21 protein-coding genes are annotated in these 17,271 nt (G+C 41.0%); 15 read left to right on the forward strand and 6 right to left on the reverse strand.

Translation table 11 applies throughout. The features are described from left to right. Nucleotides 1–5: 5 nt before the first annotated feature. Entirely contained in the window at nt 6–842 is an 837-nt protein-coding gene (locus AC6UD4_RS04265) for a DUF6574 domain-containing protein (protein ID WP_500694033.1), read from the reverse strand. Between the two features lie 253 nt (nt 843–1,095). Here AC6UD4_RS04265 and AC6UD4_RS04270 point away from each other — a divergent pair, with 253 nt between their 5' ends. Continuing rightward, on the forward strand, nt 1,096–1,353 hold the full coding sequence (locus AC6UD4_RS04270; protein ID WP_500694034.1) for a hypothetical protein: 258 nt from the start codon (nt 1,096–1,098) through the stop codon (nt 1,351–1,353). A gap of 125 nt (nt 1,354–1,478) precedes the next feature. Then, complete coding sequence (locus AC6UD4_RS04275; RefSeq protein WP_500694035.1) at nt 1,479–1,706, forward strand: hypothetical protein; 228 nt, start codon at nt 1,479–1,481, stop codon at nt 1,704–1,706. 49 nt (nt 1,707–1,755) lie between these two features. Here the strand turns inward: AC6UD4_RS04275 and AC6UD4_RS04280 are convergent, their stop codons facing one another. Then, nucleotides 1,756–2,385: a YdhK family protein gene (locus tag AC6UD4_RS04280; protein WP_500694036.1), complete on the reverse strand. Its 630-nt coding sequence runs from the start codon at nt 2,383–2,385 to the stop codon at nt 1,756–1,758. 204 nt (nt 2,386–2,589) lie between these two features. Here AC6UD4_RS04280 and AC6UD4_RS04285 point away from each other — a divergent pair, with 204 nt between their 5' ends. Next, nucleotides 2,590–2,835 carry a hypothetical protein gene (locus AC6UD4_RS04285; RefSeq protein WP_500694037.1) on the forward strand — a complete coding sequence of 82 codons (246 nt, stop codon included), beginning with the start codon at nt 2,590–2,592 and terminating at the stop codon, nt 2,833–2,835. Nucleotides 2,836–2,903: 68 nt separating this feature from the next. Then, complete coding sequence (locus AC6UD4_RS04290; protein WP_500694038.1) at nt 2,904–3,569, forward strand: type 1 glutamine amidotransferase; 666 nt, start codon at nt 2,904–2,906, stop codon at nt 3,567–3,569. Nucleotides 3,570–3,603: 34 nt separating this feature from the next. Here AC6UD4_RS04290 and AC6UD4_RS04295 read toward each other — a convergent pair whose 3' ends face one another. Next, complete coding sequence (locus AC6UD4_RS04295; protein WP_500694039.1) at nt 3,604–4,143, reverse strand: GtrA family protein; 540 nt, start codon at nt 4,141–4,143, stop codon at nt 3,604–3,606. 121 nt (nt 4,144–4,264) lie between these two features. Between AC6UD4_RS04295 and AC6UD4_RS04300 the strand changes: the two genes are divergently transcribed. Together AC6UD4_RS04300 and AC6UD4_RS04305 are read left to right on the forward strand one after the other, a co-directional pair. Next, nucleotides 4,265–4,405 (forward strand): hypothetical protein, encoded by a 141-nt coding sequence (locus AC6UD4_RS04300; protein WP_500695801.1) that lies wholly within the window; start codon nt 4,265–4,267, stop codon nt 4,403–4,405. A 72-nt stretch (nt 4,406–4,477) separates the two neighbouring features. After that, nucleotides 4,478–5,227 carry a response regulator transcription factor gene (locus tag AC6UD4_RS04305; protein ID WP_500694041.1) on the forward strand — a complete coding sequence of 250 codons (750 nt, stop codon included), beginning with the start codon at nt 4,478–4,480 and terminating at the stop codon, nt 5,225–5,227. Nucleotides 5,228–5,266: 39 nt separating this feature from the next. Here the strand turns inward: AC6UD4_RS04305 and AC6UD4_RS04310 are convergent, their stop codons facing one another. Further along, on the reverse strand, nt 5,267–6,187 hold the full coding sequence (locus AC6UD4_RS04310) for a metal ABC transporter solute-binding protein, Zn/Mn family (RefSeq protein ID WP_500694042.1): 921 nt from the start codon (nt 6,185–6,187) through the stop codon (nt 5,267–5,269). A gap of 118 nt (nt 6,188–6,305) precedes the next feature. On the opposite strand from AC6UD4_RS04310, the gene AC6UD4_RS04315 reads away from it, so the two are divergent. The 7 genes from AC6UD4_RS04315 to phoU all read left to right on the forward strand — a co-directional run bounded on the left by AC6UD4_RS04315 (nt 6,306) and on the right by phoU (nt 12,146). Continuing rightward, nucleotides 6,306–6,935, forward strand: coding sequence for a TetR/AcrR family transcriptional regulator (locus tag AC6UD4_RS04315; protein ID WP_500694043.1), 630 nt, complete (start codon nt 6,306–6,308; stop codon nt 6,933–6,935). A 179-nt stretch (nt 6,936–7,114) separates the two neighbouring features. Then, complete coding sequence (locus tag AC6UD4_RS04320; protein ID WP_500694044.1) at nt 7,115–8,002, forward strand: phosphate ABC transporter substrate-binding protein PstS family protein; 888 nt, start codon at nt 7,115–7,117, stop codon at nt 8,000–8,002. Nucleotides 8,003–8,022: 20 nt separating this feature from the next. Next, complete coding sequence (pstC, locus tag AC6UD4_RS04325; protein WP_500694045.1) at nt 8,023–8,946, forward strand: phosphate ABC transporter permease subunit PstC; 924 nt, start codon at nt 8,023–8,025, stop codon at nt 8,944–8,946. Nucleotides 8,947–8,948: 2 nt separating this feature from the next. Beyond that, complete coding sequence (gene pstA / locus AC6UD4_RS04330) at nt 8,949–9,851, forward strand: phosphate ABC transporter permease PstA (RefSeq protein ID WP_500694137.1); 903 nt, start codon at nt 8,949–8,951, stop codon at nt 9,849–9,851. A gap of 3 nt (nt 9,852–9,854) precedes the next feature. Continuing rightward, nucleotides 9,855–10,655 carry a phosphate ABC transporter ATP-binding protein PstB gene (pstB, locus tag AC6UD4_RS04335; protein WP_500694046.1) on the forward strand — a complete coding sequence of 267 codons (801 nt, stop codon included), beginning with the start codon at nt 9,855–9,857 and terminating at the stop codon, nt 10,653–10,655. 10 nt (nt 10,656–10,665) lie between these two features. Beyond that, nucleotides 10,666–11,439, forward strand: a complete 774-nt coding sequence (gene pstB / locus AC6UD4_RS04340) for a phosphate ABC transporter ATP-binding protein PstB (protein ID WP_500694047.1) — start codon at nt 10,666–10,668, stop codon at nt 11,437–11,439. Nucleotides 11,440–11,450: 11 nt separating this feature from the next. Then, the gene (gene phoU, locus AC6UD4_RS04345; RefSeq protein ID WP_500694048.1) at nt 11,451–12,146 is read left to right on the forward strand and encodes a phosphate signaling complex protein PhoU; all 696 of its coding nucleotides are present in this window, start codon (nt 11,451–11,453) and stop codon (nt 12,144–12,146) included. A 44-nt stretch (nt 12,147–12,190) separates the two neighbouring features. Here phoU and AC6UD4_RS04350 read toward each other — a convergent pair whose 3' ends face one another. Then, nucleotides 12,191–12,907 carry a gamma-glutamyl-gamma-aminobutyrate hydrolase family protein gene (locus AC6UD4_RS04350; RefSeq protein ID WP_500694049.1) on the reverse strand — a complete coding sequence of 239 codons (717 nt, stop codon included), beginning with the start codon at nt 12,905–12,907 and terminating at the stop codon, nt 12,191–12,193. A 140-nt stretch (nt 12,908–13,047) separates the two neighbouring features. Continuing rightward, a complete protein-coding gene (locus tag AC6UD4_RS04355; RefSeq protein WP_500694050.1) occupies nt 13,048–14,994 on the reverse strand; it encodes an ABC transporter ATP-binding protein/permease in 1,947 nt (648 codons plus the stop codon). Between the two features lie 404 nt (nt 14,995–15,398). Here AC6UD4_RS04355 and AC6UD4_RS04360 point away from each other — a divergent pair, with 404 nt between their 5' ends. Together AC6UD4_RS04360 and AC6UD4_RS04365 are read left to right on the forward strand one after the other, a co-directional pair. Next, complete coding sequence (locus AC6UD4_RS04360) at nt 15,399–16,412, forward strand: zinc-dependent alcohol dehydrogenase family protein (RefSeq protein WP_500694138.1); 1,014 nt, start codon at nt 15,399–15,401, stop codon at nt 16,410–16,412. 31 nt (nt 16,413–16,443) lie between these two features. Further along, nucleotides 16,444–17,256 carry a DUF6198 family protein gene (locus AC6UD4_RS04365; protein WP_500694052.1) on the forward strand — a complete coding sequence of 271 codons (813 nt, stop codon included), beginning with the start codon at nt 16,444–16,446 and terminating at the stop codon, nt 17,254–17,256. Nucleotides 17,257–17,271: the final 15 nt, after the last annotated feature.

Below are 17,271 nucleotides of genomic sequence, written 5' to 3' on the forward strand. Positions count from 1 at the left end.
TCCTCCTAGTATCCCTGACCAAAGTTAGCAGCAAAGTTGTTAATGATCTCTTGAGTCAGCGTTTGAAGTTGAGAGCCCAGGCTATTACCCAAAATAGCTACTAGGACAGCGGAAATGATTGCCACGATAACCGTTACAATCAGTAAGACATAGAAACTATCAATTGACCCAAAATTCTTAGAAAAGAGCATTTCATAAATTAACGCCCAACCAGAAATGGTGATGGCCAAGTCAACCACGTAGAGACTAATTAAAAATAAAATCCCAGCGGGCATGACGGCGGATAGGAGCAGGCCCACCAACAGTAAAATAATTCCAACGTTTAAAAATTTACCGTACTCATTCGTATAATCACTGAGACTCATATTGTTGTTCATAACAAAGTGAACACCGACATAGCCTAAAATCCAAGCTAACAGACCGATTACGGCAATAATCAGTCCTAGTCCCATAACACTCGTGTTAATGACGCCATCCATCTTATGAATCAGTGAGTATGGAACTGATTCAGAGGCCAGGCCACTCTTCATTCTCATTGCTAAAATAAACGAAACTAGCCAGGTCAAAACGGCGAAGATTCCAAGCGAGATATATCCCAGATACTTCTCACTAGCAGCCTCATATTTGACTGGATGTTTAATCGATTCAATGAAATAATTAAACATGCTGGTTAATCCGTTAGAAACGTCAGCCTGTGAATTACGGGGATGTTGCTGCTTTTTTGCTTCATTATGTACCTTGTTACTGCTTGTTTGACTGTTGCCAGTCAACTTAGTTCCACACTTGACACAAAACTTTGCGCCCGGCTTGTTATTAAAATGACAATTAGGACATTCATTCATACTAGTTCCTCCAATTAAATAAATATTAAGATTTTCTTACGTTTACATTATCACATACTGATTAGCTCAATCAAAGGGCTAAGGCACATAAATAAAAAAATCAATTAATTGCGGCACGGGATATCGGTCACTCAACAATTCCCGTTCACCAATTCCCTCAGTGTTCGTGAATTTTGATGAACTATAATCCCATTATTTGATTATTCAACTTATTTAATTATAATTATTATAAGATAATAAAGGAGGCGTGCTTATGATTCATTGTACTGGAAACGATGTTTTTATAAATGACCAAAAATTATACAATACCGTGCAAATGGAGATGCAGGATTCTCATAACTTTTACGAATTTGCTGTCCACATTGCTTATGCCCTAGAGGGTAAAATGGCTGTTAATGACATTGCCAAAATCGTGGAGGCCGCTAGTAACAACCACTTAAAGGTCACCGAAACCATTAACGTTTGTCCTAAAGCTCTTCAAGAAGCACTCAAAAAATCACAGTACCTATAAGAAATTCCTTAGCTTGGATGGGCTAAGGAATTTTTTTGGTTTCAGGTGATGTTATCTAAAACTCATTTGAAGTAATATGATTAGTATCACTGATTAAACTTCAAACTACTATTAATGGAGAAAAAATGAAAAACAAACGCAACGTTCTACGAAACATTAACGATCTCATCTGTGGCATTGCCCTGGTAATTGCCATCATGTTCGCCCACTTCAATATTTTACTAATCACGGTCTTAATCGTTTTTATTGATGAACTCTTATGGGGCATGTTCGGCAAAAACAAGAAGACTACGTGGTATTTAATTGCCGCGATTATTGGTTTAATTGGTGCCATCGGTTACAACTTCATCTAAAATAAAAAAATACTAGGACAATGTCCTAGTATTTTTGAACTAATTTAAATTAGCATTTTTTCATTTCAGTTTGGCTGACCCACTGATGGTTAACGTATTCTTTGCCACCATTAGTTGGTTTGAATGTTACAGCATAGGCAGGACCGTCACAAACTTTAACAATCTTCCCCTTAGCGCCCTTCATGCCGGGCATGTGATCAGCTTCAACGGTGACTTTTTCGCCCTTTTTCAAGGTAGCACCTTGTTTATCAGCCTTAAGTTGGTCTTTAGTAACAAACTCATGATTTTTAACTTCAGCCTTACCATCGGTTGGCTTGTAATCGATGACATAAAGTGGTGAATCATATGCTCCGGTAACTTTAGCCTTAGCACCTTTCATTCCTTTCATGTGGTTAGCTGATAGTTTAACTTCAGAACCAACCTTAAACTTAGGATTTTTAGCGGCAGCTAAGTCAGTTGGTAGGTTCATCTTATGCTTCATTTGCATATTCATGTCCATTGACTTATCGCCCTTGGTTTCCTTCATGTCTTTTTTACTCATTGTTTTTTCGCTACTGCTACTCGACATATTTGATGACGAACTGGACTTAGAACTACTCTTGCTTTCTCCACAACCAGTAAGTACCAATCCCACACTAGCTACGGCAGCTAACGTAAATAATGTTTTCTTCATTTTCATCTTTGAAGAGCTCCCTTGATATTTTTATGATGTTTCAACTGCTAAGATAGCACCGTCGACACCAAAAAGTTACTAAAATGACTTACCGTAAGTATATTTTAAGATTCTTATAGATTCCTTCAAAATTAAGTAATATGTTTGCACATTTAACCCTAAAAGTTCATGCTAAATATATATAATCTTATGTTTGTGAGGTGAAAATTAATGGGTACAGAAAGTTTAATCATTTCAATTGTTGCATTAGTTGTGATTTTGATCATTCTAATCGCTCTAGCATGGTTGTTCTACAAGTTCCTCGGTGGTAGAGACAAGGCAGCCTGGAAATCATCAATGCAAATGGCATTCACAATTGCCTTTGGAATCATCGTTGCATTCATCGTAATGGGATTGTTCAAGATGATCGTCGCAGCCATTGCAGCCATGATCGGTATGCAAGGCGGAATGATGTAATTTACTAAAATAATGCCACTTGGCATTATTTTTTTATTATCACGGTCAATTCAAGAGGAACAACAATAATGAGAGTAAGTATTTTGCAACACACTTCTGATGAAGGACCTGGAGCAATCTCCGACTGGATTCATCACAACCATCACCAGATGTTCGTTTATCATCCTTCCCAGTTTAAGGTGCTACCAGACGCTGCTACAACCGACATGTTAGTAATCTTAGGCGGCCCAATGAGCGTCAACGACGACACAAACTGGATCAAATCCGAACGAGAACTAATCAAACGGGTGATTAGCCAAAGAAAACCAGTCTTTGGCGCCTGCTTTGGTGCCCAACAAATGGCCAAAGTTCTAGGAGCTTCCGTCTTTGACTCGCACACTAAGGAAGTTGGGTTTGCTCCCGTCTACTTAAAAACAAAACTCATCTCCGGATTATCCAACCAACTAGAAGTGCTCCACTGGCATGAGGAAACGTTTCAGATTCCAGATGGTGCCTCGTTATTGTACTCAAGTGATCAACTCGTTAATCAGGGATTTGTAAAGGATAACCTCGTTGGCCTCCAGTTTCACCTTGAACCCAACCACGACAACGTCACCGAAATGGCAATTAACGACTACCCTTACCTTACTGGGTCCGTTTTAAGTCAGTCTAAAAACACCATCATTAACCACCCAATTTCAAAACAGAACCATCTCGATTTATTCAAGATTTTGGATTACATCGCAAACAAATAGCACCCACCTAGAAAAAGTGGATGCTTTTTTGATTTTATTTAAAAGCAAAGTACTTAGAAACAAAGTAATTAATCACAATGGCCATGATTTGTGTTCCAACCACACAGATAAAACTGTTAAACAACGTGGGACTCCCAATCAACCCGTGAACAACGGGAAGTTGGAATAGCCAAGCCGAATAGTTTAAGTGATCTAAAAATAAAATCTTAATGAAAAATTGCGGAAACTTATCGATCATTACGTAAGTCATCAAAAAGTCGAGGACTAAAACAAACAATCGTCCCGAAACAAAGTTAACGATCTGAGCCTGAAGTGTCTTGGACTGCGTTCCACTGTTAAAAACAAAGTATTTGTTCACCACAAAAGCAAACGCAATCGACAGAACTTGGGCAATTAAGACCGGGGTAAAATCACTGGTAAAAATCTTCATCGAAACGAATCGACTGACAAAGTAAACCAGGGTGGTCATGGCTCCCCAAAACAAGTATTCAATTTTTTCATCAAAAACTAATCTTTTTACGATATCTAAGTAGTTAGTAGTATTAGCGTCGTTTGTATCATTCATGATATGCATCAAACCCCTTCTTAGTCATTTTATCACAATCAATTAAGTTATAAATTTGTGATTTCCTTAAAACTTAATCTTTTCGGTCGTGTTAAAATAAAACCAATCATTAACGAAGGGAATGGACGTCATGGATTTAAGCACGTTTATCTGGCTCGTCATAATGATGGTGGTCGTTTTCGTAGTGGTAACCATCATTACCGTCTTAGTGAGTCTTCATCGCGCCAAAAAACGACAGGAAAAAGAGAACCGACATTCTGATTCCAAGTAGCTTAGTTACGTGAAAACGTTAAAGTTACGATTATCAGCCATAAAACTGTATAATGAGTGAAGAAAGAAAAGCGTGATTTTTAATCGGGATGGTGCCATGAATCACATTGTTTTAGTGACTGAAAAATTATCATTAGCACTTAGTTTCAACCAAACCTTTAATGACAATGGGTACTTTGTCGACGATTTATACGATGTTTCAAGCCTTCTATCATCCATTCAAAAGTACAAAGAACAGGCCATTATTTGGGACCTAAGTACCGTTGCAGCTCAAAAGTTGATCGAGCTTATCCCTAAAATCCGCCAAACGGCCTCACTTCCAATTCTCGCTCTGGGAGAAAAAAAGGACGAGGGCATCGTTGATCAATTATTTAAAGTTGGCATCGATGACTACATCATCAAACCATACAACGCTGACGAAGTCATGCTCCGGATGAAACATCGCGCCCGTTTCTACCAAGACGAAAATAATAGTCTAAAGCAGGAAAAAAATAAGAAGGTCAAACCACGATTTCACTTTTCTGACATCGACGTTGACTTAGATCAGAAGGTTGCCACCAAAAACGGTACTTCGCTCCGACTAACGCCTAAGGAATTCAAGCTTTTAGAGTACTTTCTGACTCACCCTAAACGGATCCTGAGTCGTGAACAAATCCTAAACGGCGTTTGGAACGATCTTTACATTGACCAATCTTCCCGCATGCTTGAAATGCACATCAGTCATCTAAGGGATAAGATTGAACCTAATCCCAAAGAGCCCGTCTTAATCAAAACGATCCGTGGCTTTGGTTATGAATTTGAAGCGAAATTAAATAAACAATAATAAATGACATCCAAACCATTAACGGGCTTGGATGTCATTTTATTTGTTTTTTATTTCATTATTTTGAATTTTGACCACCTGCTGATAGGCATCATCCATCCACTCCAAGTAGTTTTTATCTTCAGGAATCGTTTCGGTCAATTTTACAACCGGCACATCATGATCCTTAGCTAACTTGACGAGGCTCTTGACCATTTTACTGTCAGCCTGCGTGTTATCAACAAAGAAAGCAATCCGATGGTGAGTGATATCATCCCTGATGCTCTGAATACTCTTAGGTGACGGATCAACCTCTTTCTCGGTCGCATTGGCAAAATCAGAGTCATTTACCTTGTATCCCATGTACTGAAGGGCATCATCGAAAACCGGTTCACTGACGTCGACCTTGCGATTTAACTGGTGATCGTTCAGATTATCTCGTGCCTTTTCCGCCTGCTGCTTAACTGGTTCATATTCTTTTAAATACCGCTTGGCATTATCATGAAAATAACGTTTGTGATTCGGTTGTTTTTTGCTGTAGACGTCTGCCAGTCGGTAGACGAGCTTATTAACGGTGTCAGGATCATACCAAATGTGCTCGTTATCTCCATCTTTTCGGTTCATCACCTTTGAAACGTTGACAACCGACGTCTGATCACTTCCATTCTTTACCAGCTTTTTCATCCAATCGTCGTATCCAATGCCATTTTCAACGACCACGTCTGCTCTTGCAACTTGATTCGCATCACTCGTTGAAGGATCAAAATCGTGTGGGTCACCGCTTCCCTTAATAATCGGCTGAACGCTCCCCTGATTTCCCAAAACATTTTTCGCAATTTGACCATAAAAATTAGTTGAGGTAACCACTCTCAGCTTATGGTTGGCCCGTTCATCTCCTGATTTTTTGCCACAACCAACTAGCACGATGACACAAAATAAGATTAAAATTGCTGTTATACTTAACTTAAACTTTTTTATCATTGTTTTTCTCCTTTGAAACATCATCCGAAGTTAAGTTGACCATCATTAAACAAATAATACTCACTTAATATAACACTGTTATCTTAAATTGAGCAATCAATCCACTGGAGGAATTTTCATGGCAAACGTTCGTAACCAGGATAAAACCCATTCCCTATTACTAGAGGCCGGGTTTAAGGCCTTTCTAAAAAACGGGTTTGATAAGACAAAGATTCGTGAAATTTGCCGAAACGCTAACCGGACAACCGGTTCCTTTTACAAACACTTTGAATCAAAGAATGCGATTCTAGATGAAATTCTTAATCCCTTTATCAAGCAATTAAAAGACGAATATGAGAATCAGTTTAATCAGGGAATGGCTAAAATCAGTCCAGCCAGCGTTCAAACGGTGTGGAAACAAAACATTTTGAATATGAATCCAATCATCCACACCCTTTACGCTAATCCGAAGTATAAGGAATTAATTCTTTTTAAATCAGAGGGGTCGAAGTACGACAATCTAGCCGAAATGCTAACGAAATACTTTACCCAAAAAATTGCTAACGCCATTGGGATCATGCAAGAACGTAACATCATCACTGTTAGCTTTAAGTTTAACTACCAGGAACTGCATTTTCACGTGTTCTCGTTTTATGCTACTTTTTGTGACATTTTGAAACATCGGTATAACGAGCAAGAGGCCATCATGCTGTGTAACAACCTCTACGACTTCTTCTACCCGGGATGGATGGCATGGCTGTCCATTTAGTTTGTTTTTAATAACACCGTTATTTAAGACCCCCTTCAATAGTACTTGAAGGGGGTCTTTTTGGCTTTACCAAACATTTACATAAAAAGCCCGTAAAATTTACTTAACATTTACATTCACCTTATATACTTGGTTCGTAAACAAAATAATGTCCATTTAAACCAAAGGAGATTTCGTCCATGTCATTAGGCAAAAAGAAAAAGGTTGCATTGATATTAACGTGTGGACTGCTGGCGCTGGGACTCGCCGCGTGCGGATCATCATCTTCCACCAAGGCCAAAAACGGTAATAAGATTACCGCCGTTGGCTCCACGGCACTTCAACCACTGGTCGAGCAAGCGAGTCGAGAGTATCAGGTTAGTAACCCGAAAGTTAACATTAACGTCCAGGGTGGTGGATCTGGAACTGGCCTAAGCCAAATCCAACAGGGAGCCGTCAATGTTGGTAATTCAGATGTCTTTGCTTCCCAACAACCAGGTGTTACTGCTAAAGATTTAGTTGATCATAAGGTTGCCGTTGTTGGAATTGCCCCGGTCGCCAATAAAAAAGTGGGAGTGAAAAATCTCTCAATGAAACAACTTGAACAAATCTTCACTGGTAAAGTCACCAACTGGAAACAGGTTGGCGGAAATAACGTCAAGATCGTGGTGATTAACCGGGTCGAAGGAAGTGGAACCCGGATGACCTTTGAACAATCCGTTTTAAAGGGCAAAAAAGCCATCAACGCTCAGCAACAAGACTCAAACGGAACGGTGCAACAGATTGTCTCATCGACTCCCGGTGCGGTTAGTTACCTCTCGTTTCCATATTTAAACAATAAAACGCAAAGTATTTCCATCGATAAGGTGCAACCAACCGACCCCAACGTAGAACATAACAATTGGAAAATCTGGTCGTATGAACACATGTATACCAAGGGCAAGCCCACTGGAACCACCAAAAAATTTATTGATTACATGCTTTCAGATCATGTTCAACAGAAATTAGTCAAGCAGATCGGATACATTCAAGTTAAAAACATGAAATTTGAAAAGAATGCTGAAGGTCAAGTTCAAGCGGTTAAATAATTATGAAAGTGGTTTTTTATATGAATGACATTAAAGAAAAATTACTGAAACCATCAAAAGAAACTCATCAAGATAAGGTTGGTCATTTTATCAGTCTCATATGTATCGGCCTGATCGGCATCCTCGTCATTACCATCCTTTTCTTCATCACCACCAAAGGACTGGCGACCTTTACTTCCGATCACGTCAGTATCATCGATTTCTTCACCAAGGGGGACTGGAATCCAAGTCAGACGGGACCAAATGGGAAACCAGAAGTTGGGGCACTTCCAATGATCGTCACCTCATTTGCGGTCACCCTACTATCCGCCATTCTTGCCACCCCATTTGCGATTGCCATGGCCCTTTTCATGACCGAAATTGCTCCCAAACGAGGGCAAAAGATTCTGCAACCAGTAATCGAATTACTCGTTGGAATTCCATCCGTTGTCTATGGGTTTATCGGCCTAATGGTCTTGATTCCCATTGTTAGAACGGTGTTTGGAGGGACCGGTTCTGGGATTTTACCAGCTACCATCGTTTTGTTCGTCATGGTTCTTCCGACCATCACCTCAATGTCAGTCGATGCTTTAAAGGCCGTCCCACGAGACTACCGGAGTGCTGCTCTTTCACTCGGAGCCACTAAATGGCAAATGATGTACAAAGTGGTCTTACGGGCTGCCACTCCGGGAATCCTTACCGCGATGATCTTCGGAATGGCGCGCGCCTTTGGTGAAGCACTAGCCGTTCAGATGGTCATCGGAAATGCAGTCCTCATGCCAACCAGCTTGACAAGTCCAACTGCAACTTTAACCAGTCAACTGACGACCCAAATGGGTAATACCATCATGGGAACGTTGCCTAACAACGCCTTATGGACATTGGCCTTAGTTTTACTAGTAATGTCACTAGTATTCAACGTCATCGTAAAACTAATTGGAAAGAGGAGTGCATTTAAAAAATGAAAATAAATGCCAAAAAAATTAATAAGTTCGCCATTGGGACCATCTGGGCCTTAGTCTTAGTCGTAGTTCTGATCTTAATCTTCCTACTCGGTTACATCCTCATTACCGGTCTACCCGATATCTCGTGGAAGTTTTTAACCACCACGTCCAGTTCAATCAGTGCCGGCGGTGGAATTAGAGATCAGCTCTTTAATTCCGTCTACCTGCTAATACTGACGATCATCATCTCGCTGCCAATCAGTCTTGGGGCCGGAATTTACCTGGCAGAGTACGCCAAGGACAACTGGCTCACAACGCTCGTTAAAACGGCCATTGAGGTTCTAAGTTCATTGCCTTCCATTGTCGTTGGTCTGTTTGGATACTTGGTGCTAGTAATCAAGTTTCAACTTGACTACTCCATTCTGTCAGGAGCGATTGCTTTAACCATCTTCAACCTGCCACTCCTTACCAGAAGTGTCGAAGATTCCATCGAAGAGGTGCCAAAGTTACAAAGAGAAGCCGGGTTATCGCTTGGACTCTCCAAGTTTAAAACCATAACTGGAGTTGTACTACCACTCGCGATCCCGGGCATAATCACCGGTGTCATCCTTAGTTCTGGTCGAATCTTCGGGGAAGCCGCCGCCTTGATTTACACTGCTGGTCAAAGTGCGCCAATCGTAAGTTACACCAACTGGAATCCTTTCAGTCCCAGCAGTTTCCTAAATCCCATGCGTCCAGCTGAGACCCTTGCAGTTCATATCTGGAAACTAAATACCGAGGGAATTGTTCCAGACGCACACGTTGTTTCAAGTGGCGCTTCAGCGGTTCTTATCATTGTTATCTTAGTCTTTAACCTGTCGTCTCGGTTCTTAGGTAACTGGGCTTACCGCAAGATGACTGGGACTTCTAGAAAAAAGCGAGGTTAAAACATGGCTCAACAAAATTACGATTTAGACCACCATCAAATTATTACACCGCCAGGAGAAATGGCCCTTGAGACCGAGGACGTGAACGTCTTCTACGGTAAAAAGCAAGCTACCTTTGATGCTTCGCTGGCATTCTCAAGGTTCAAGATCACCGCCCTCATTGGAGCCTCGGGATCTGGCAAATCAACCTTCCTTCGCTGTCTCAATCGAATGAATGATGGTGTGGCAAACGTTACCGGTAGAATCATGTACAGAGACGTAGACATTAACCAAAAAAAATTAAACGTCTACGTCCTTCGAAAAAACATTGGCATGGTCTTCCAACACCCCAACCCCTTTGCCAAAACCATTCGTGAGAACATTAAATTTGCGCTTAGAAAACATGGCGTAAAAGATCCACAGGAACTTGATCAACGAGTAGAACAAAGTCTAAAAGCCGCTGCACTATGGGACGAAGTCAAAGATAAGCTGGATACAAGCGCCCTTGAATTATCTGGTGGACAGGCTCAAAGGCTCTGTATCGCTCGTTCAATCGCCATGCAACCTGACATCTTGTTGTTAGACGAACCAGCGAGTGCTCTTGATCCCATTTCAACCTCTAAGATTGAAGAAACGCTTCTAGAGTTAAAGAAAAAATATACGATTATCATCGTGACCCATAACATGCAACAAGCCGCCAGAGTCAGTGACTATACCGCCTTCTTCCATCTTGGACACGTCATGGAGTACGCTAAAACAGCTGACATTTTCACCAGACCACAGGTCAAAGCCACTGAGGATTACATTTCCGGCAACTTCGGTTAAGGAGAAGTAAATGACAACTAAAACGGAACCAAAAGAGATTATCAAAACTGAAAACGTCAATTTGTACTATGGAAAGCGAAAAGCGTTGCACGACATTAATTTAAACTTCAAACAAAATGAGATTACCGCCCTAATTGGACCATCTGGATGCGGAAAGTCAACATACCTCCGTTGTTTAAACCGAATGAATGATCTTATTCCAAACATTACCATCACGGGAAGCTTCACGCTCAATGGTCACAATATTTATGGTCCAAAAGAAGACATCGTGGAACTCCGAAAAGAAGTTGGAATGGTTTTCCAGCAACCCAATCCTTTCCCCTTTTCCGTGTACGATAATGTCACCTTTGGCTTAAAATTAGCTGGCGTTAAGAATAAGCAACTATTGGACGAACGCGTTGAAGAATCTCTAAAGCAGGCGGCTATCTGGGATGAAGTTAAGGACAAACTTCATAAAAGTGCGCTTTCATTTTCTGGAGGACAACAACAACGAATCTGCATTGCTAGACTCTTGGCCATTCAACCAGACGTGATTTTACTGGATGAACCAACGAGCGCGCTCGACCCTATTTCGAGTCAGATGATTGAGGACACCCTCCTAAACATCAAGGACAAGTATACGATCATCATCGTGACTCATAACATGTCACAAGCTTCTCGAATCTCAGACAAAACGGCGTTCATGCTGAACGGTCGACTAGTGGAAGTAGGCAAAACCAAAAAAATGTTTATGAATCCTGATAAGCAAGAAACAAGTGACTATCTCAACGGAAAATTTGGATAAGGAGAATGACTATGGGAGCATTATTTGATGATGAATTAAAGAAACTTAAAGGACACTTCATGGAAATGGGATTTGACAGTAGTGAACAAATCTACCAAGCCACCAAATCTTTCATTGATCATGATAAGGACCTCGCACGCAAAATCATTGCAGAGGATCCCAAGATTAACAACGAAGAAATGGATTTAGAGAAACAGTCCTTACAACTGATCGCACTCCAGCAACCCGTTGCCAGTGATTTTCGTCAAATTATCAGTATTTTAAAGGCCAGTACCGACATTGAACGAATCGGCGATCACGCCAATACGATTGCGAGAGAAACCATTAACGCCAAGGGCCATGAACGAATCCCGGCGGTCGAAAAAGTCATCAGTGAAATGACTGAACAAGTCCGTTCAATGTTAGAACAGGTACTAGAGGCCTTCTTTGAGGGGAATGCCTCGGAAGCTAAGAAAATTGCTGACCAAGATGAATCAATTGACAAGTATTATCATTCCACCAGAAAGTTAGTAACTGAATCCCTGAAAAAGAACAGTAAGACGGCGCAAGCGGCCCTAAGCTACTTAATGGTCATCCGATTGCTCGAACGGATCGGTGACCACGTCGTAAACCTCGCCGAGTGGCTCGTTTACAATCAAACCGGCAAGATGGTCGAACTCAGTCACAGCACCAATCACGATGAAGAATACTTTGAAAACAACAAGTAACAAAGAAACCACCCTGATATTTCTATCAAGGTGGTTTTCGCTATTTATTGATTACTGGTTCGCTCAAAGAAGTCCAAAAACAACTGTTCCTCTTTTGGATCGTTTTGCCACAATAATTCTGGGTGCCACTGGATTCCCATGATACTAGCATCATCATTTTCAACCGCTTCGATGACACCGTCAGGAGATTTGGCCGTGACGGTCAAACTCTTTCCGACCTTTTTTAGGCCCTGATGATGAATTGAGTTCACCACCGGATGGTTTCCAACGGAATGGACCAACTGGCTTTTGGCTTTCACTTGCACCTCATGAAAATTATGCTTTGGATCGTCGTGTTTCACGTGTTGAACGTTAGACTTGGGTAAATCAGTGGCAATGTCTTGATAAAGACTACCACCAAAAGCTACGTTTAATACTTGAAGCCCCCGACAGATCCCTAAAAGTGGTTTTCTCCGGTGCACCATTTCTTTAATCAGTCCCATTTCCCACTCATCATGGGGTCGATAGTGCGCATCGTCTGGTTCGACTGATTTTTCGTGGAATAATTCCGGTTGAACATCTTGACCACCAGGAATAATTAGGCCGTCAACTAAGTCAACGTATTCGGAAATCATATCAAGCTCAGCCATGGGAATAATAACAGGCAGAATGCCGTGTTTTTGCAGTAAATCAATAAAAACTTGAGCAGTATAATTGGCGTAATCAAGGTTATAGTTAGGCGTCTTAATCCGGTTAACGTTTGCCGCAATTCCAATTCTCAAAATGAACCCCTCCATTACAATTTAGTAATTCCTAATGAATAAGAGCCATCCCGAATTAACGGGATAGCTCTTATTTGGTTTAGAAGTTAGTTTGGTCCAACTTTCCTATAATTGCAATAGCTTAATTAATTTTTTAATCTTTATTCGGAACTCAGACTCACAATTGGATCTAATTTAGCGGCCTTGGCTGCTGGAGCAAGTGCTGCTAGTAAACAAATAATAACAAAGACTAGTGCCCCAATAATGGAATTGGCCGGTGAAATTTGAACAATTGCGTACTTAATCGCTCCATTAGAAATCGTATCCGCTCCCCATTCGGCCAGGTAAGCGATGATAACCGCAAAGATGGACGAGAAGACTCCCAGAATAAAGGCTTCGGAGAAGAATAGGTTTCGAATGTTGCCCTTGGTAAAACCAAGTGCCCTTAGAATCCCAATCTCCTTGGTTCGTTCGGCAACACTAATGTAGAGCACCACGATGATCATAATTGCTGACACAAGGAGCGAGATTGCCGCAATTCCTGCTAGAACCCAAACAGCGACGTTAATGTAAGTGTTCAGTGTTGATACAATCGCACCCGCACCAGTAATTTGGTACTTGGCTTGTTGATTGGGCCCCTTCAACGCCTTAATCTTATCTTGAACCGGCTGAACGTTGGGAACTCCACCAGCAATGTTCACCGCGGCAAAGTTCGGTTCGTACTTCATTGTAGCCTCACTAAACATTGACTTCATCGTGTTGGAACTAACAAGTGCCATTGGGTTCACGTCACTAGTCACCCCACTCACAGTAACCTCTTTTGATAGGACATGGGGCTGCCCGTTGTCATCGGGGGCATTCGCAAACAACTTAATTTTTTGGCCCGTCATGTCGTACGGCTTCTTCTTATTAAAGCTTTGGGCCGTCTTCTTATTAATCAACACCTGATTATCTTTAGTGGGGACTGCTCCGGATTTAATGTTCTTCTTTAAGACCGCTCCTTGATAGTATGTTTGAATGTATTGAACGGAAGCGGTTTTATCGGCCGCTTTAAACTGACCGCCTGCTAAAAACTTACCCAACGTTGAACTTTTGACATTCTTTAGGTCCTGCAACTGCTGGTTATCCTGGTTGGTCAGAAGTTCATTTTTAGGATTTTGTTCCTCTCCTTGTTTCTGTTTTCGACTAACCTGAATGGTAGTGGGATTAACCTCCGAATAAATTTCATGGTTAATGTATCCCTTGACCCCATTGCCGAGACCTAACATGAAAATGACCGAAAAGATGCCGATGGCCGCCCCAAAAATAATTAACAGGTTGCGCTTCAGGTTATAACGAAAGTGTTCGAAGGCCATCGTAAAGATGGAAGCAAGTTTGGCCGGACGCGCCTGAAAGTCCGCCTGCGTTTTATTAACCGGGTAAGCGGGTTTTAAAATCCTATCTTCATCAATCTTCCCGTTGGCTAAATGAACGATCCTCGTTCCATAATTGGCAACCACCTGAGAGTGGGTGACGGCAATTACCAGTTTTCCGTCTTCTGCAATTTCGTTCATTAGTTCCAAGATGTCATCAGTATTTTGAGCGTCCAAGGCACCAGTTGGCTCATCAGCAATGATGATATCTGGGTCAGAAGCAAGTGCTCGAGCAATTGAAACCCGCTGCATTTGTCCACCTGAAAGTTGATTGGGGTACTTGTTACGGTGGTCATACAAACCAACCTTTTTTAAAAGTTCAGTGGCCCGTGCTTCTTGTTTTTTATGCGTTAAAGTTGTCATTTCTAAAGAGACCATCACGTTCTCTTTAATGGTCAGATGATTCACAAGGTTAAAGTTTTGAAAGATAAAACCAATTGTGTTGCGCCGATACTCATCAAGTTGTTTACTGGTATCTTTTTTTAACGATTTCCCGTCAATTAAAACGTCACCGGAATAATCACTGTCTAGTCCAGCGATAATATTCATAAGGGTCGTCTTTCCACCACCAGATTCTCCCAGGATGGAAACAAATTCCCCACGATCGAAGTTGAGACTGATCCCGTTTAAAACATGAAAATCCTGATTATCCACATAATAGGACTTTTTGATGTTTCTTAGTTCTAAATAAGCCATTTGGTTCTCTCCTTCTTTTTTAGTAGTGTCCATTTTAAACTAATTTAACCAAAAGTAAATTTTAACCTGAAAGTAAGAACGGCCTTAACGGAAAATTAAAAAAATAATTTTGTGAAATATTTTCGTAATTTTTTCATAACAATAATTAAAATTAATTGCTTAATTCCCACTCTAATGCCGTTATCTATTTCACTTATCAAATTTCTTCTTTGTTCAATTTTTATTGGATCTATTTCAGAAGCTGGAATGCCCTTGCAAACAGTTTTCAAACGGTTTACATTATTACTTGGAAACAAATCTGATATTCCTGAAAGAAATCTTTCCATTTTTTTCGATCAGTTATGTTCAGATTGTAACGATATTAATTCATCAACTTTTCGAAAGGAAGTTATCTTATGTCAAAAATGAAAGCTTTAGTTATGACAGCTAAGCAACACATGGAGATTGAAGACAGAGATGTCCCAACCCCTAAGGACGACGAAGTCTTAGTTGAAACTGCCTACGCTGGTATCTGTGGTACCGACCACGCCTTATACAATGGTCTCCCAGGTTCAGCTGATGCTACTCCTCCAATCGTATTAGGTCACGAAAACTCTGGAGTTGTTTCCGCAGTTGGAAAGAACGTTAAAGACTTCAAGAAGGGTGATCGTGTTGTTGTTGACCCTAACATTTACTGTGACAAATGTTTCTACTGTCACACTGGCCGCTACGAATTGTGTGAAAACCTATCGGCCGTTGGTGTAACTAGAGATGGTGGTCTTGAAGACTACTTCACTGCCCCAGAAAAGGTTGTTTACCACATTCCTGATGAACTATCACTTCAAACTGCATGCTCAATGGAACCACTTTCATGTGCCGTTCACACGATGAAGATCACCGAAAACATTACCCCTTACCAACACGCTTTAATCATTGGTGATGGATACATGGCTAAGTTGTTTGCTCAACTACTTAGAATCTACGGAATCCAGAACATTGACATGACTGGTAGACATGATGAAAATCTTGCTTGGGAAAAGAAAGAACTTAACTTAAACAAGGTTATCAACACGACTAAGGAAAAGATCACTGACAAGTACGACATGGTAATCGAATGTGTTGGAAAGCCTGAAACCCAAGAACAAGCTGTTGAAGCAACTAATCCTGGCGCTCAAGTTATGATGTTTGGTGTTGGTGCACCAGGTCAAACATTTAACATGAACACTTACGAAATCTTCAAGAAGCAATTAACCATCAAGGGTTCAATGATTAACCCCCACAGTTTCGAAGATTCAATTGCTTTACTTTCAGATGGTTCCGTTAAGGTTACACCTTTCCAACACAACATCCTTACTTTAGAACAAGTACCTGGTGTATTAGCTGGTACTGACAAGGTTCAAGGCAAGTCAATTGTTAAAGTTAATGGTAATCTTAAATAATTGAACCAAAATCTGATCGTGGAGGGAAACTATGGCGAAGAAAACCGCTAATAGAAAAGCCAAACGTACCATTTCCATGACAGCTTCAATTATGTTCTTTATCCTTTCATTAATAATTAACTCTGCTGGAAATGTTTTGACTCTAGTAACAACTGCTAAGATTCATCCATCTTTTCTAGGTTCAGCTTACTGGACCGCAGCCGAAACCAACCTTGGAAATGCATTTCACTGGAACTTATTCTGGGCATTTCTAATCTTGGGAGTTGCCATTACCATTTTGAACGCCTTTTTAGTCGGTCACTGGGATTGGGGACGTGCCATTGGAAACGTCATCTTCATGGTTCCGTTCTCAGCACTCATCCAGGTCTTTGATGACTTCTTCATGGATGGTTCACTGCCAGTAATTGGAAAAGTATCATTTTTTGCTGGATTCCCTGAAGCCAAGGGTTGGGTGATGGTCGCTTTCTATGTCCTCTTAAATTTCTTCGGGGTAGCATTGATTGCAACCGCCATCTCAATCTACCAACGAGTCAACTTAGTCTTGCATCCCGCTGATGATTTGATGCAGATCCTGCGATTTAAGTACTTCAATGGTGCTGCTGGGAAAGCCATGTGGGCTTCCTACATCCCACCGACTGTCATGGCAGTGGTTGCCTTTGCAATTACTCGTCAATTTACTAACTTAGGAGTAGGAACGATCTTTGCGTTCCTATTCCAAGGTGGAATCACTGGACTTGCTGATAAATACATCTTCCCTCACCTAAAGCATCAAGCGTTAGATGTTGGTGATGAATCAACGGTTGCCGTTGATATTGACGAAGACGAAAAGACAAAGAAAAAATAAGCAAAAGAAATAACC

The organism is Fructilactobacillus sp. X3R5C2 (assembly GCF_059901175.1).